This is a genomic window from Azospirillum sp. HJ39, assembly GCF_041507355.1.
Taxonomy (GTDB): Bacteria; Pseudomonadota; Alphaproteobacteria; order Azospirillales; family Azospirillaceae; genus Azospirillum; species Azospirillum thiophilum.
Genome location: NZ_CP167911.1, coordinates 407,807 through 422,714 on the forward strand (window position 1 = coordinate 407,807; position 14,908 = coordinate 422,714).

Annotated in this window: 14 protein-coding genes; 8 read left to right on the top strand and 6 right to left on the bottom strand. The window is 68.2% G+C overall.

Annotated elements, in window-relative coordinates; all coding sequences use genetic code 11:
- Entirely contained in the window at positions 1-804 is an 804-nt protein-coding gene (locus tag ABMY26_RS15365) for a class I SAM-dependent methyltransferase (protein WP_372398119.1), read from the bottom strand.
- A 250-nt stretch (positions 805-1,054) separates the two neighbouring features.
- Between ABMY26_RS15365 and rpmI the strand changes: the two genes are divergently transcribed.
- From rpmI to ABMY26_RS15390, 5 genes are all read left to right on the top strand, one after another.
- Positions 1,055-1,255, top strand: coding sequence for a 50S ribosomal protein L35 (gene rpmI / locus ABMY26_RS15370; RefSeq protein WP_012975158.1), 201 nt, complete (start codon positions 1,055-1,057; stop codon positions 1,253-1,255).
- 35 nt (positions 1,256-1,290) lie between these two features.
- On the top strand, positions 1,291-1,662 hold the full coding sequence (gene rplT, locus ABMY26_RS15375) for a 50S ribosomal protein L20 (RefSeq protein ID WP_045581580.1): 372 nt from the start codon (positions 1,291-1,293) through the stop codon (positions 1,660-1,662).
- Between the two features lie 134 nt (positions 1,663-1,796).
- Positions 1,797-2,864, top strand: coding sequence for a phenylalanine--tRNA ligase subunit alpha (gene pheS / locus ABMY26_RS15380; protein WP_372398120.1), 1,068 nt, complete (start codon positions 1,797-1,799; stop codon positions 2,862-2,864).
- Between the two features lie 12 nt (positions 2,865-2,876).
- Positions 2,877-5,288, top strand: a complete 2,412-nt coding sequence (gene pheT / locus ABMY26_RS15385) for a phenylalanine--tRNA ligase subunit beta (protein WP_372398121.1) — start codon at positions 2,877-2,879, stop codon at positions 5,286-5,288.
- Between the two features lie 371 nt (positions 5,289-5,659).
- Positions 5,660-6,073, top strand: coding sequence for a response regulator (locus ABMY26_RS15390; protein ID WP_372399021.1), 414 nt, complete (start codon positions 5,660-5,662; stop codon positions 6,071-6,073).
- Positions 6,074-6,139: 66 nt separating this feature from the next.
- Here ABMY26_RS15390 and ABMY26_RS15395 read toward each other — a convergent pair whose 3' ends face one another.
- From ABMY26_RS15395 to ABMY26_RS15405, 3 genes are read right to left on the bottom strand one after another with little or no spacing between them, the layout of a single operon-like run.
- On the bottom strand, positions 6,140-7,942 hold the full coding sequence (locus ABMY26_RS15395) for a DUF3369 domain-containing protein (RefSeq protein WP_372398122.1): 1,803 nt from the start codon (positions 7,940-7,942) through the stop codon (positions 6,140-6,142).
- Between the two features lie 60 nt (positions 7,943-8,002).
- Positions 8,003-8,959 (bottom strand): SH3 domain-containing protein, encoded by a 957-nt coding sequence (locus tag ABMY26_RS15400; RefSeq protein ID WP_372398123.1) that lies wholly within the window; start codon positions 8,957-8,959, stop codon positions 8,003-8,005.
- Positions 8,956-9,882, bottom strand: coding sequence for a LysR substrate-binding domain-containing protein (locus tag ABMY26_RS15405; protein WP_372398124.1), 927 nt, complete (start codon positions 9,880-9,882; stop codon positions 8,956-8,958). Before ABMY26_RS15405 ends, ABMY26_RS15400 begins: the two co-directional genes overlap by 4 nt.
- A 161-nt stretch (positions 9,883-10,043) precedes the next feature.
- Here ABMY26_RS15405 and ABMY26_RS15410 point away from each other — a divergent pair, with 161 nt between their 5' ends.
- Together ABMY26_RS15410 and ABMY26_RS15415 are read left to right on the top strand one after the other, a co-directional pair.
- Positions 10,044-10,283 (top strand): hypothetical protein, encoded by a 240-nt coding sequence (locus tag ABMY26_RS15410; protein WP_372398125.1) that lies wholly within the window; start codon positions 10,044-10,046, stop codon positions 10,281-10,283.
- Positions 10,284-10,335: 52 nt separating this feature from the next.
- On the top strand, positions 10,336-11,424 hold the full coding sequence (locus ABMY26_RS15415; RefSeq protein ID WP_372398126.1) for an asparaginase: 1,089 nt from the start codon (positions 10,336-10,338) through the stop codon (positions 11,422-11,424).
- Positions 11,425-11,474: 50 nt separating this feature from the next.
- Here the strand turns inward: ABMY26_RS15415 and ABMY26_RS15420 are convergent, their stop codons facing one another.
- Complete coding sequence (locus tag ABMY26_RS15420) at positions 11,475-12,038, bottom strand: hypothetical protein (RefSeq protein ID WP_372398127.1); 564 nt, start codon at positions 12,036-12,038, stop codon at positions 11,475-11,477.
- A 230-nt stretch (positions 12,039-12,268) separates the two neighbouring features.
- Here ABMY26_RS15420 and ABMY26_RS15425 point away from each other — a divergent pair, with 230 nt between their 5' ends.
- Entirely contained in the window at positions 12,269-12,874 is a 606-nt protein-coding gene (locus ABMY26_RS15425) for a hypothetical protein (protein WP_372398128.1), read from the top strand.
- A 60-nt stretch (positions 12,875-12,934) separates the two neighbouring features.
- On the opposite strand, the gene lepA is transcribed toward ABMY26_RS15425, so the two are convergent.
- Positions 12,935-14,737, bottom strand: a complete 1,803-nt coding sequence (lepA, locus tag ABMY26_RS15430) for a translation elongation factor 4 (protein WP_045581590.1) — start codon at positions 14,735-14,737, stop codon at positions 12,935-12,937.
- Positions 14,738-14,908: the final 171 nt, after the last annotated feature.

Genomic DNA, 14,908 nt, shown 5'->3' on the forward strand with positions numbered 1-14,908 from the left:
TTAGATCCGCCAGCCGGAATGGATGGCGGCGATCCCGCCCGACAGGTTGCGCACCCGCACCGCACCGAAGCCGGCCGCCTCGATCCGTCTGGCCAGATCGGCCTGGGGCGGGAAACGGCGGATGCTCTCGGCCAGATAGCGGTAGCTCGCCTCGTCCTTCGCCACCATGCGCCCCATGAAGGGCAGCACCTGGAAGGAGTAGACGTCGTAGAGCTCGCGCAGCACCGGCAGCACGACGTGGCTGAACTCCAGGCAGTAGAACTTGCCGCCCGGCTTCAGGACGCGGTGGGCCTCCCTGATCGCCTCGTCGATGCGGGTGACGTTGCGCAGGCCGAAGGCGATGGTGTAGGCGTCGACCGAGCGTGGGGCGATGGGCAGCTTTTCCGCGTCGCCGACCGTCCATTGCACGCCGGACAGGATGTTGCGGTCGACGGCGCGGTCGCGCCCGACCCGGACCATCGCCTCGGTGATGTCGCAGACCACCGCCGCCCCGCCGCCCTTCTTCAGGAAGCGGAAGGCGATGTCGCCGGTGCCGCCGGCCACGTCGAGCAGGGTCATGTCCGGCCTGGGCGCCACCATCTCCATCAGCGTGTCCTTCCACAGCCGATGGATGCCGCCCGACATCAGGTCGTTCATCAGGTCGTAGTTGGTCGCCACGCTGTCGAAGACGGCGCGGACCAGCCCGGACTTGGCGGACGGATCGACGGGGGTGAAGCCGAACCAGTTGCCTTCGGCACCTGAGGGGGCGGCACCGGACACGGGCTTTTGCGGATCGGCGGAGGATGGGGGGGGCTGGTCGCTCATGGCCCGGAACATAGCGCGGGCGGGGGCCATGCGCCAGCGGGGGCGTGGGGGTAACCGGCCGGGCGGGTGCCCCTGCGGCGTTTCGCATCCGTGTCCCGAAGCTTGGCCTACTCCTGAGGAATCCCTTGCGTCGCCTGCAAGTCGCGCGTATAAGCGCAGCCTTCCACGGGCGGCGAGGCTGGGCCGTATGGCTCAGGGCATGCCCAACCGTCCGATGGAATTCCGCCTCATTTCCACCCAGGAAACGAAAATGCCCAAGCTGAAGACGAAGAGCGGCGCCAAGAAGCGCTTCAAGGTGACCGCCACGGGTAAGGTCCGCGCTCAGGCCGCCTACAAGCGCCACTGCCTGGAACAGAAGTCCCCGAACATGAAGCGCAACGCGCGCGGCATGATGACCCTGTGCGATTCCAACGCCCGCACGGTGCTGAAGAACTGGCTGCGCAACGCCTGATCTCGGCACACTGACAAATTCGGAAGGACTGAACCATGGCTCGTGTTAAGCGCGGCGTCACGACGCACGCCCGTCACCGCAAGATCCTGAAGCTCGCCAAGGGCTACCGGGGTCGCAATTCCAAGAATTTCCGCATTGCGATCGAGAAGGTCGAGAAGGCGCTTCGTTACGCCTACCGCGACCGCCGCAATAAGAAGCGCGATTTCCGCGGCCTGTGGATCCAGCGCATCAACGCCGGCGTCCGCCAGTACGGCCTGACCTACTCGCGCTTCATCAACGGCATCAAGATGGCCGGCATCGAGATCGACCGCAAGGTCTTGTCCGATCTGGCCGCGCGCGAGCCGGAGGCCTTCAAGACCCTGGTGGACAAGGCCCAGGCCGCGCTCGCCTCCAAGGCCGCCGCGTAACGCGCCTCGCGCTTCCCCACACCAGGGAACGCTTGCCGTCACGGCGTCAGTTGTAAGAGAAGGGAGCCGGGCCGCTGGGCCGGCTCCCTTTTTCTGTTTGCACCGATTTTTCCCCACGCTTGCCGGGAACCGCCATGCTCGACGCGCTGAAAGACGAACTTCTGTCGCAGGTCAACGCCGCCGCCGACCTCCCGGCGCTGGACGAGGTGCGGGTTTCCGCGCTCGGCAAGAAGGGGCGCATCACCGGCTTCATGAAGGAGCTGGGCAATCTCACGCCCGAGGAGCGCAAGGAGCGCGGCCAGGCGCTGAACGCGCTGAAGGACGAGATCGCCGCCGCCATCGACGCGCGCAAGGCCGACCTCGCCGCCGCCCACCTGAAGGCGCGGCTGGAGGCCGAGCGGGTCGACGTCACCCTGCCGGTCCGCCCCCAGACGGAGGGGCGCATCCACCCGATCAGCCAGACGATGGACGAGATGGTCGCCATCTTCGCCGAGATGGGATTCTCGGTCGCCGAAGGGCCGGACATCGAGGACGATTTCCACAACTTCACCGCCCTGAACTTCCCGCCCGGCCACCCGGCGCGCGACATGCACGACACCTTCTATCTGCCCGATGCGGATGAGAAGAAGATGCTGCTGCGCACCCACACCAGCCCGGTGCAGGTCCGCACCATGCTGAACAGCAAGCCGCCGATCCGCATCATCGCGCCGGGGCGCACATACCGCTCCGACTACGACATGACCCACACCCCGATGTTCCACCAGATCGAGGGGCTGGTCATCGACGAGGCGACCAACATGGGGCACCTGAAGGGCTGCCTCGTGGAGTTCTGCCGCGCCTTCTTCGACGTGGACGACCTGCCGCTGCGCTTCCGCCCCAGCTTCTTCCCCTTCACCGAACCGTCGGCGGAGGTCGATATCGGCTGCTCGCGCAAGGGCGGCGAGCTGAAGCTGGGCAATTACGGCGACTGGCTGGAGATCCTCGGCTGCGGCATGGTCCATCCCAACGTGCTGGAAGCCTGCGGCATCGACAGCACCAGGTACCAGGGCTTCGCCTTCGGCATGGGGGTGGAGCGCGTCGCCATGCTGAAATACGGCATCCCCGACCTGCGCACCTTCTTCGACGCCGACCTGCGCTGGCTGAAGCATTACGGCTTCGTCCCCCTCGACATTCCCAACATCGCCCACGGCCTGACGCGCTAAGGAGCCGGACCCATGAAGTTCACGCTGTCCTGGCTGAAGGACCATCTGGAAACCGACGCCTCGCTCGACCAGATCACGGAAAAGCTGACCGCCCTCGGGCTGGAGGTGGAAGGCGTCCTCGACCGGTCGAAGGAGCTGGCGCCCTTCCGCGTCGCCCATGTCGTCTCCGCCGAAAAGCACCCGGACGCCGACAAGCTGCGCGTGCTGACGGTCGATACCGGCGCCGGCACCCTGCAGGTGGTCTGCGGCGCGCCGAACGCCCGCGCCGGCATGAAGGGCGTCTTCGCGCCGGAGGGCACCTATGTCCCCGGTTCGGACATCACGCTGAAGAAGGGCGTCATCCGCGGCGTCGAGTCGAACGGCATGATGTGCTCGAAGCGCGAGCTGAAGCTGTCGGACGAGCATGAAGGCATCATCGAGCTGCCGGACGACGCTCCCGTGGGCGCCGGCTTCGCCGACTATGCCGGGCTGAACGATCCGGTCATCGACATCAACCTGACGCCCGACCGCGCCGACTGCGCCGGGGTGCGCGGCATCGCCCGCGACCTCGCCGCGGCCGGCATGGGGACGCTGAAGCCGCTGGCCGAAGGCCGCCTGGACGCCACGCCGGTGGAGGGCCGCTTCGCCAGCCCGATCGGCGTGACGATCGAGGCGCCCGACGCCTGCCCGATGTATGTCGGCCGCACCATCCGCGGCGTGAGGAACGGCCCGTCGCCGCAATGGCTGCAGGACAAGTTGCAGGCCATCGGCCTGCGCCCGATCTCGGCACTGGTGGACATCACCAACTACATCACCTTCGACGTCGCCCGTCCGCTGCACGCCTTCGATGCCGACAAGGTGCGGGGCGGCATCGTCGTCCGGATGGCGCGCGAGGGGGAGAGCCTGAAGGCGCTGAACGGCAAGGACTACACCCTCGATCCGTCGATGGTGGTCATCGCCGACCATGAACGCGCCGAAGCGCTGGGCGGCATCATCGGCGGCGAGGAGTCGGGCTGCACCGAAACCACCACCACCCTGTTCCTGGAAGCGGCCATCTTCGACACCGTGCGCATCGCCCAGGCCGGGCGCCGTCTGGGCGTCGAATCGGATGCGCGGTATCGGCTCGAGCGCGGCGTCGATCCGGCGGCCGTGGTCGAGGGGGTGGAGCGCGCCACCCGCCTGATCCTGGATCTCTGCGGCGGCGAGCCGTCGGAGCTGGTGGTCGCCGGGGCCGAGCCAAACTGGAAGCGCAGCCTGACCCTGCGTCCGGGCCGGGTCGCGGCGTTGGGCGGCGTCGAGCTGCCGCGCGAGCGTCAGGAGCGGATCCTGACCGATCTCGGCTTCACCCTGGAGGGTGAGGACGAGGAGGGCCGGCTGGTCGTCGGCGTTCCGTCCTGGCGGGCCGACGTCCATGGCGAGGCCGATCTGGTCGAGGAGGTGCTGCGCGTCCACGGCTTCGATGCCATCCCGGCGACGCCGCTGCCGCGCGAGACGGTGCTGACCCGCCCGGCCCTGACGCTGAAGCAGCGCCGCGTGGCGCTGGCCAAGCGCACGCTGGCCGGCCGCGGCCTGTCGGAAGCCGTCACCTGGTCCTTCCTGGCCGGCCCGGTCGCAGTACTGTTCGGCGGAATCGTGCCCGGCCTGCAGCTGGTCAACCCGATCAGCAGCGACCTGGACGTCATGCGCCCGTCCATCCTGCCGAACCTGATCCAGGCCGCCGGCCGCAACGCCGACCGCGGCTATGCCGATGTCGGCCTGTTCGAGGTCGGGGCTGCCTTCCGCACGCCGGCCCCCGACGGGCAGGATACGGTCGCCGCCGGCATCCGCGCCGGTGCCGCGGTGCCGCGCCATTGGGCGGAGAAGGCCCGCGCCGTCGACGTGTTCGACGCCAAGGCCGACGCGCTGGCGGTGCTGGAGGCGGCCGGCGCCCCGACCGCCAACCTGCAGGTCACCGCCGACGCGCCGGGCTGGTACCATCCCGGCCGGTCCGGGGTGCTGCGGCTCGGCCCCACCGTGATGGCCCGCTTCGGCGAAATCCACCCGTCGGTGCTGGAGGCGCTGGGCGTCAAGGGCCCCGTCGTCGGGTTCGAGGCGATGCTGGACGCCGTGCCGCTGCCCAAGAAGAAGGGCGGCACCGCCAAGCCGATGGTCCAGTTGTCGGCCTTCCAGCCGGTGGAGCGCGATTTCGCCTTCGTCGTCGACCGCAAGGTGGAGGCCGACCGGATTCTCCGGGCCGCGAAAGGTGCCGACAAGGCACTGATCAAGGATGTCGCGGTTTTCGATATCTATGAAGGGCCGGGCGTCGGCGAGGGGCGCAAGTCGATCGCCGTGTCCGTCACCTATCAGCCGACAACTGCAACCTTGACCGAAGAGGCGATCGAGGCCGTCGGGCAAAAAATCGTCGCATCGGTGCTCAAGGCGACCGGTGGAGCGCTTCGTTCGTAAGCCCAGCCTCCCAGGGTTGAAAAAATACTGTTTCCTGGAACGAAAGGCCCTTGCCAGCGCAAGGGCCTTTTGTTTGTGGCTTGAGTTTGGAAAAGCTGTTTTGCTCCGGCGATGGAAATTTGCAATCATATGATGAATCGCTGATTGAAGAGACTGGAGTGCATCCGGTAAGGGAAAGTCCTGGTACTCTTCGGTGCAGCTCAATGTTCGTCGGCTTTGTGACATTCAGTGGAGAGATTCCGTATCGGCTTCGTCTATTTTCGGTAAGCCCATGATATTGTTGATATCACCGTTATCGCACAGGCTAGGCTTGCATTGCCTTGGTGTGTTTGGTGGCAATCAGGATGTCGAGGATGGAGTGGGACAAATCAATGGCTGAGCCAACAAACGATAAAGCAACCGGATCTGCAACGCATAAGCCACTTATCATTGTGGTGGACGACGACCGTTCAATCGTGGAAGGGTTGGGAATCCTTCTGGATGGCTGGGGGTACGAGGTGATGACCGCGCTGAGCGCCGCCGCCTTGGAACAGCAGTTGGGCGGCCTGACCCGGGCGCCGAACCTGATCATCGCCGATCATTATCTGCCGGGCGGCCGGACCGGCCGCGACGTGGTGGAACTGGTGCGCGCGGCGACCGGGCAGGCGGTCCCGGCCATCATCCTGACCGGCGACAGCACTCCGGAACGGCGGGACGAGGCTGAACTGCTGGGCTGCCAGCTGCTGTTGAAGCCGGTCCAGGTCGGCCCGCTGCGCGATGCGGTCGAAGCCCTGAGCAGCCGTTGACCGCAGCCGCTCACCGCAGCCGCTGACGGCGATTTCCGATCGGGCTTTCCGATCCCCGTTCCCGCGTCAGGCTGCGCTCGCCCCCGAGTCCGGGCCGACCGCGCCGATCCCCGGCGCCACCGCCAGGAAGGCGTCGACCACCGCCGGGTCGAAGCGCAAGCCGGCCAGCCGCCGGATTTCCGCCACCGCCTCCTCATGCCGCATCGCCGCCCGATAGGGGCGGTCGCGCGTCATGGCGTCGTAGGCGTCGGCGACCGCGACGATGCGGGCGCACAGAGGGATCGCCGCGCCGGTGCGGCCGTCGGGATAGCCGGTTCCGTCCCAATTCTCATGATGCCAGCGTGCCACCGCGGCCCCCAGGTGCAGGTGGGTCGGTCCGTCGGTCAGATGGCTTGCCTGATCCAGCAGGGCGGCCCCGGCGACCGTGTGGGCCTGCATGGCGCGGCGCTCCGCCGGATCGAGCGGGCCGGGTTTGGCCAGGATGTCCGGGTTGATCGCGGCGTTGCCGATATCGTGCAGGATGGCGGCCAGACCGATGATCTCAAGCGTGGACTCGTCGAGCGACTCGGGGAAGCGCCCATCGGCGTGCAACCGGCGCGCGATGCGTTCCGTCAGGGCGGCGATGCGCAGCGACCGGCTGAACCGGCCGCCGGCGGGATCGCCCGCCGCCGCCCCGCTGTCCGCCGGATCCGCCTGCCCATCCGCCCCCCCATCCGCCCCCCCATCCGCCAGGATATCCGCCGTCAGGGCGCCACGGCCGCGCTCGGCCAGATCGGCCAGCGCCGCCAGCGTGCCCTGCTGTGCCCGGTAGAGCTGCTCATAATGATGAAGGTTTTCGAAGCCGACGGAGATCTTGCCGCAGAACACCTCGATCAGCCGGCGGTCCAGGTCTGACAGCGGCCGGCCGGAGCGAAGATAGACCACCGTCTCGCGGTCGTTCGGCGTGCGGATGTAGAGCGTGCAATGGTCGCGGGCATAATGATGCGCCTGCTTTTCCAGGCAGGCGCTCACCGCGTCCAGCACCGCCGGGTCGACATGGCCGGCCGCAGGTTCGTTGATCAGCGCCTCGAACCGGCCGGACCCGGCCAGCACATACAGCCCGTCACGGCTGCCGGCCGTGCCGGTCCGGGGATGCGGGCCGCGCTGCACGCACAGGATCGCATCCGGCCCGACCCCCAGCAGCCCCGACAGCTGGGTCAGGACTCCGGCGGCGAACAGCTTCATCGACCGGGTGCGGAACAGCGACGACGACGCCTCGATGATCTTTTCCAGCCCGCGCCGGTTGGCGTCGATCGCCACGATGTCCTCGTAGGACCGCAGCGCCGCGACGGTGGTGGTGAAGAGCTGCTGCGCGGTCAGCTGGGTCTTCGCCTTGTAGTCGTTGATGTCGTAGTCGAGGATCACCGCCCGTTCCGGCGCCTGTCCCGGCTGGCCGGTGCGCAGGATGATCCGGACATTGCGGTTCTGCAGCTCTTCCCGGATGTGGTGGACCAGCCGCAGGCCGGCATCCTCGGTCTCCATCACCACGTCCAGCAGGATCAGTGCGATGTCGCTCTCCCGCGCCAGAATCCGCCTCGCCTCCGCCGCGGAATGGGCGGACAGGAAGCGCGCCTTGCGCCCCTTGTAGGTGAAGTCCGACAGGACGAGCTTGGTGATGGAATGCACCTCCGGCTCGTCGTCGACGATCAGCATGGTCCAGCGGTTGCCGGGCGGCCCGTTCCCGCTTCCGCCACAGCCGCCGGCTTCGCCGTCCCCGGGACCGGTGCCCCCCGGATCGCCATCGTCGAGGAAAACGAGATTTTCGTCCCCGTCACCCTCGCCGGGCGAAGGGGGGGCGGCCTGCGGCTCGGTCGGGTCGGCGTTTGTCATGCACTTCGATCAGGAAGGGGTCATGAGGATGGGCACAGCCGGCCCGCATGGTGGGAACCATCAAAACGTATCCAGCTCGATGACTGTACAATCGAGTCCGCGTTGTGCCAACGTGCCGCAGGCGGTGTCGACCTGCAAGCGCGTGAACGGCGCCACCCCGACCCCGTAGAGCAGCCGGGCCTTCTGGAACACCGGCCAGACCATCGGCGGCAGGTCGCGATAGGCGCTGCCCGGCCCGGCGGTGAACTCCCTCCAGGCGCGCAGCCCCTCGGCATAGCTGACATAGTCGCCCAGCTTGATGCCGTACAGCATGCCCGGCTCGACCGGCGGCATGCCCGGCAGCGGATAGGGCGCCACCACCCCGACCAGCCCCTGGACCGGGGCCAGCGCGCGGGTGCCGGCGGGCAGGGCCAGCGTCGCCTCGCCGTTCGCGGCGCCGATCAGCGCGACCACGTCGCCCTTGCGCAGGGTGAAGCCTCGCCGCTTGCGGTTCGCCAGGATCTCGGTCGCGGCGATGGGGGATGCTGCGACGACATAGCCCTCCGCCGGGGTCTGGGCCGCCTTGTCCCAGGCCGCGCGCGGGACGACGGCGGCGCTGCGGTGGGGCGGCGGAGCGTCTGCAGGCTGGGAGGCGGGCTTGGGCGGCCGCGGCCCCTCTCCGCCGACGGCCGGGCGGCCGGTTACCATCAGCGCCGGGTCCAGCGAATCGGCCGGGACATAGCCGATGGGCTGGCCGCCGATGGCGACCTCCGTCCAATAGGTGCCGCGCGGGGTGCCCAGCGCGTTCAGCGCCTTGCCCTGCTTCATCGTCATGACGATGCGCGCATCTTCGCTTGGGCCGATCCGCACCTCGATGTCGCGGTTCAGCACCACTTCGCCGGTCAGCGGGGCGCCGATGGCGACAGGACTCTGCGCCCGTGCCGGTGGGGCGGCGGTCACGGCCCCGGCAAGCGCGCCACCGGCAAGGGCAAGCGCCGCCGGCAGGGAGCGGAGGGCGGTTGTCCGGATTCCACTCATGCGGCGGTCTCCCCCACAGGCTCCGCCGGCTTCCGGCCCAGCAGCTGGCGGCCGACCAGGTCATGAATGGCGTCTGCCAGCAGCCGCACCGGCTTGGGCGCCACGCCGCGCGCCCGGTGCAGGGCGATGTCGATGTCCGGCAGGTCGGGAAAGCCCTCCGCCGCGCCGATCCGGCGCAGGCTGGGCGGTACGGTGCAGCGTTCCATCGCCGTCACCCCCAGCCCGCCCATCACCGCGCCATGGACGGCGACGACGCTCTTGCTGGTGAAGGCGACGCGCCAGTCGCGGCCGATCCCGTCCAGCGCGGCGACCGCGAGGTCGCGCACGACGCACCCCTTGGGGAACAGCGCCAGCGGCAGCGGATTCAGGCTGTCGACCGGCCGGTATCCCGCCTGCGGCACCGGGTCGAGCGGCGGGGCGACCCAGGCCACCGGCTCCTGCCGCACCAGCTCGCCGCCGCTGTCGCCGGCCTTGCGGGTGACCAGCGCCAGGTCGTAGCGGCCCTTGTCGATCTCGGCCACCAGATCGGGGCTGTTGTCGCACACCACCTCCACCATCACCTCGGGATAGGCGGCGTTGAAGCGGGCCAGAACGTCGGGCAGCAGCATGGTGGCGTAGTCGTCGGGCGTGCCGATGCGCACGCTCGCCACCGTCGGGCTGCGGTGCATCAGCGCCATCACCTCGTCGTTCAGCGTCAGCATGCGCCGCGCATAGGCCAGCAGCATCTCGCCGTCGCGGGTCATGCGGACCCCGTGGGTGTCGCGTTCGAACACGCGCTTGCCGACAATGCCTTCCAGCCGGCGGACCTGCTGGCTGACCGCCGCCTGGGTGCGGCCGAGCCGTTCGCCGGCCCGGGTGAAGCTGGCGCTGTCGGCCACGGCGACGAAGGCGCGCAGCAGGTCGGTGTCGAGATTGGCGGGCATGGATGGTGAACCGGAAGTTGCCGCCCATTCAAACAGAGCGCCGGCCGCTCCGCAATGGCACGGTCATCACGGATCGTGATGACGGCATAATGCCTATTCGTTTCCAAGGGAATGACGGGCGCCCCATTGTCGGCCTCCAATCCTTCAAGGAGTGTCCGATCATGTCGCTGTTCGCCGCCTGGACCAGCGTGACCCTCGGGGCCGCCCGGATCGAGCCGGCCGCCGTGCCGCCTCAGACGCCGATGCCGGCGGAGCCGGAGCCGCGGCGCTTCCGCCTCGCCCACAATCCGCTTGCCGGTCCTGCCGGGCATCCCCGGTTCCGGCCGGTGGCGGAGCCGGCCCCGTCCTCCACCCGGACTGCGCTGCCGGTGCCGGCGGGCCGGCTCTGCCTTGAGAAGTAGGCGGCCGGCAGCCTATCCTGCGGCCGGAACCAAAAAAGGGAGGGGGCAGGCGATGGCGCGGGTCTATGTGCTGTACACCGGTGGCACCATCGGGTGCGTCGCCAACGAGGACGGGGCGCTGGCCCCGGTGCCGGGTGCGGCGTTCGAGACGCTGGTCCTGACGATGCCCGGCCTGTCCGGCCATGGGGTGCGGGGCTATGACGGGCTGAGCTGGACGATGGGCTGGTTCGACCGCACGCTCGACAGCTCCAACATGACGCCGGCGGACTGGCTGGCCATCGCCCGGCGGCTGCTGTCGGTCTATGACGAGTATGACGGCTTCGTCGTGCTGCACGGCACCGACAGCATGGCCTACAGCGCGTCGGCGCTGTCCTTCCTGCTGCCCGGCCTGTCGAAGCCGGTGGTGTTCGGCGGCTCGCAGGTGCCGCTGTCCTTCACGCTGAGCGACGCCCCGGCCAATCTGGTCGGCGCCATCGTCGCGGCGGGCACCCTGCCGGTGCCGGAGGTCTGCGTCTATTTCGACACCAGGCTGCTGCGCGGCAACCGCTCGTCCAAGGTCGACGCCAACCGCTTCGCCGGCTTCGATTCGCCGAACTTCCCGCCGCTCGCCACCATCGGCAGCGTGGTCGCCCGCAACGAGCTCTATTGGCTGCCGATGCCGGGCGAGGACGTCTCGCTGGCCGGGGCGGAGAACCGGACCCGGCGGCTGGCGGCGCTGGAGGCCCAGGCGGCGGCGCTGGCCGGGTTCTCCGTGGTCATGCTGTGGCTCTATCCCGGCATCCGCGCCAGCACGGTGTCGGCGATGCTGACCGGCACCGACCCGGCGGCGAAGGGGGCGGTGCTGCTGGCCTTCGGCGAGGGCAACGGCCCGACCGACCCGGAGTTCCTCGACGCCCTGTCGGCCGCGGTGAAGGCCGGGGTCGTGCTGATGGACAACACACAGGTCCAGCGCGGCGCGGTGCTGCCCGGCGCCTACGCCACCGGGCTGGGCGCCATCGGCGCCATCGGCGCCTATGACATGACGCCCGAGGCCAGCTACGCCAAGCTGGTCTGCCTGCTGGCCGCCGGGCTGGACGCCGACGCCGTCAAGGCGGAGATGCCGAAGCCGCTGGCCGGCGAGCTGACGGCGATCGAGGGCTGACGCCCATCGGGCGGCGGGAGGCCGGAAGCGGCCTCCCCCGTCCGGTGTCCTTACTGGCCCATCGGGGGCTGGGTCGGCGTCATCATGCGGTCCGGCGTGCCGTTCATCGGGGTGCCCATGGAGCCGCCCATCGAACCGCCCATCGAACCGCCGATCGAACCATTGCCCATGGAACCGCTTCCCATGCCGCTGCCCGTCTGGCCGCCCATGGCTCCGCCCGTCGAGCTGCCATAGCCGGTGGTGGCCTGGCTGCTGTACTGGGCGAGTTGCTGCAACTCGGTCCGGTCATGCATGATGACGACCTGTCTGCCGCGCCGTTCGAAGGACGCCGGGGTCAGCATCATCGTCTGGCCCGTCCCCGCCAGCTTCAGCTCGACCATGGTCTGGCCGTCGGCGCCGGTGGTCACGTTCTGGATGGTGCCGGCGACCGGCCCGCCATGGCGGTGGACCACCCGCTTGCCGATCATGTCGCGGCTGGCCTGGACGTCGCGGGCACCGCTGTCCATCGTGCTGTTGGCGGCGTTGGCCCTGCCGGAACTGGTTTGGGCATGGCCCGGCGCGGCGGCGGCCATCAGCAGCAGGGCCGGAACCGCGGCGGCGAGAAACTTGCGCATGTCATCCTCCCGGAGTGAATCACAGGTGAGGGACGCCCCGCGCCGTCGCGCGCCCGCGCCCCTGCTTGATGACACGCCAGACGCCGGTTTGTTTCGTGTCCGCCGGCGATTTTCCAGCGCAGAGGCCGAATTAAGGCAAAGTTACAACCTGAACATCATCGTTCGTTTGGAGTTCAAACGAAAACGCATGGATACTGTTGTCCCGTATCGGAAACCGATGGACTGACTCCATGGCCTCTCTTTCTCCGGCATACCGTTCTGGCGACATCATCATCAGCGACGGGACCATTTCCCATTGCGCCCTGGTGATCGGAGAGAAGGTCGTCTATCTGCGGAACAAGGTGCGGACCGACTGGGCCACCCTTCACGCCACCGGGTTCGGCAGCGACCAGCCGCGCAACGGCATCAAGAAGGGCGAACTGACCAATATGGGCCGGGGACGCCTGTTCAGGTCGCGCGTCATGACCGATCAGCAGGCCGAGGCCGTGCAGGCCACCGCCCTGCGCTTGCAGTTGGCCTCATCCTCCTACGGCACGTCCAGGGCGGTCTTCGCCTGGGCCGGCTCGACCAGTTTCGGCGAGGGGGCGTTCGGGCGGCTGCAGAAATACAAGGAGCGCCTGTCCCATACCGAACATCAGGGCGTGGTGAAGAACGTCTTCTGTTCGGAATTCGTGATCCTGTGCTACCAGCTGAGCTTCCTGGACGACGCGCAGAAGACCAGGCAGACCAATCCGCTGTTCATCAATCTCGACGCCAAGCACAGCTATCCCAAGCACCTGCGCGAGTATCTGCGGAAGAACCCGACCCATTGGGAGGAAGGCGACTTCCCGCCCTGACCGGCGGTCGGGATTTCCGGCAAGAAAAAGGCGGGCCGAAGCCCGCCTTTTTCACGATCTTTATTCGTCGCCCATCTTGAGCGCGGCGATGAAGGCGCTTTGCGGGATTTCGACCTGGCCGAACTGGCGCATGCGCTTCTTGCCTTCCTTCTGCTTGTCCAGCAGCTTGCGCTTGCGGCTGATGTCGCCGCCATAGCATTTGGCGGTCACGTCCTTGCGCATGGCGCTGATGCTCTCGCGGGCGATGACCTTGCCGCCGATGGCAGCCTGCACGGCGATCTTGAACAGCTGGCGCGGGATCAGCTCCTTCAGGCGCTCGCACAGCTGGCGGCCGCGGCGTTCGGACTGGCTGCGGTGGACGATCATCGACAGGGCGTCGACCGGCTCGGCATTCACCAGGATCGACAGCTTGACGAGGTCGCCTTCCTCATAGCTGTCCATCTGGTAGTCGAAGCTGGCATAGCCGCGGCTGATCGACTTCAGCCGGTCGTAGAAGTCGAACACCACCTCGTTCAGCGGCAGGCGGTAGACCAGCATGGCGCGGGCGCCGGCGTAGGTCAGCTCGATCTGCTGGCCGCGCCGCTCGGTGCAGAGCTGGAGGACGCCGCCGAGATACTCGTCAGGCAGCATGATGGTGGCCTTGATCCACGGCTCGTCGATGTGGTCGATCCGCATCACGTCGGGCATGTCGGCCGGGTTGTGCAGGTCCCGCACCGTCCCGTCGGTCATCGTCAGCTTGTAGACCACCGAGGGGGCGGTGGTGATCAGGTCCAGGTTGAACTCGCGCTCCAGCCGCTCCTGGATGATCTCCAGATGCAGGAGGCCGAGGAAGCCGCAGCGGAAGCCGAAGCCCAGCGCCGCCGACGTCTCCGCCTCGTAATGGAAGCTGGCGTCGTTCAGCTTGAGCTTGCCCAGGCTGTCGCGCAGCCGCTCGAAATCGGCGGCGTCGACCGGGAACAGGCCGCACCACACCACGGGAATCGACGGCTTGAAGCCCTCCAGCGCCTGGGCCGCCGGCTTGCGCTCGTCGGTGATGGTGTCGCCGACCTTGGTCTGGGTGATGTCCTTGATCGCGGCGGTGATGAAGCCCATCTCGCCCGGCCGCAGCTCGCCGGTCAGCAGCGCCTTGGGCGTGAACACGCCGACGCGGTCGACGTCGTGGGCGCTGCCGGCGGCCATGAAGCGGACCTTCTGGTTCACCTTCAGCACGCCGTCGACGACGCGCACCAGGATGACGACGCCGAGATAGGGATCGTACCAGCTGTCGACCAGCAGCGCCTTCAGCGGCGCGTCGGCATCGCCCTTGGGCGGCGGCAGCCGCTTGACCACCGCCTCCAGCACCGCGCCGATGTTGAGGCCGGACTTGGCCGAGATCTCGACCGCGTCGGAGGCGTCGAGCCCGATCACGTCCTCGATCTGCTGCTTGATCCGTTCCGGCTCGGCGGCGGGCAGGTCGATCTTGTTGAGGACCGGGATGATCTCGTGGTTGTTGTCGATCGCCTGATAGACGTTGGCGAGCGTCTGCGCCTCGACCCCCTGGGAGGCGTCGACCACCAGGATCGAGCCCTCGCAGGCGGCCAAGGACCGGCTGACCTCATAGGCGAAGTCGACGTGGCCGGGGGTGTCCATCAGGTTCAGCGTGTACTGCTTGCCGTCCTCGGCCTTGTAGAGCAGGCGGACGGTCTGGGCCTTGATGGTGATGCCGCGCTCACGCTCGATGTCCATGCTGTCGAGCACCTGCTCGCGCATCTCGCGCGCGTCGAGGCCGCCGCACTGCTGGATCAACCGGTCGGCAAGGGTCGACTTGCCATGGTCGATGTGGGCGATGATCGAGAAATTGCGGATGTGCGAGAGGTCAGTCATCGGAAAGCGCGCGTCCCAAGGTTTCCCGCGGAACATAAGGCGGACGCATGGCGCGCGCAACGGCGATGGGTGAGGGAGGTGCAGGTCGGCGGTGGGCGGGCCCATTGGCGGACGGGGCTGTGGCCGCACCGGTCGGTTTACCCTGGTTGCATTCCCACCCAATCGCTATAT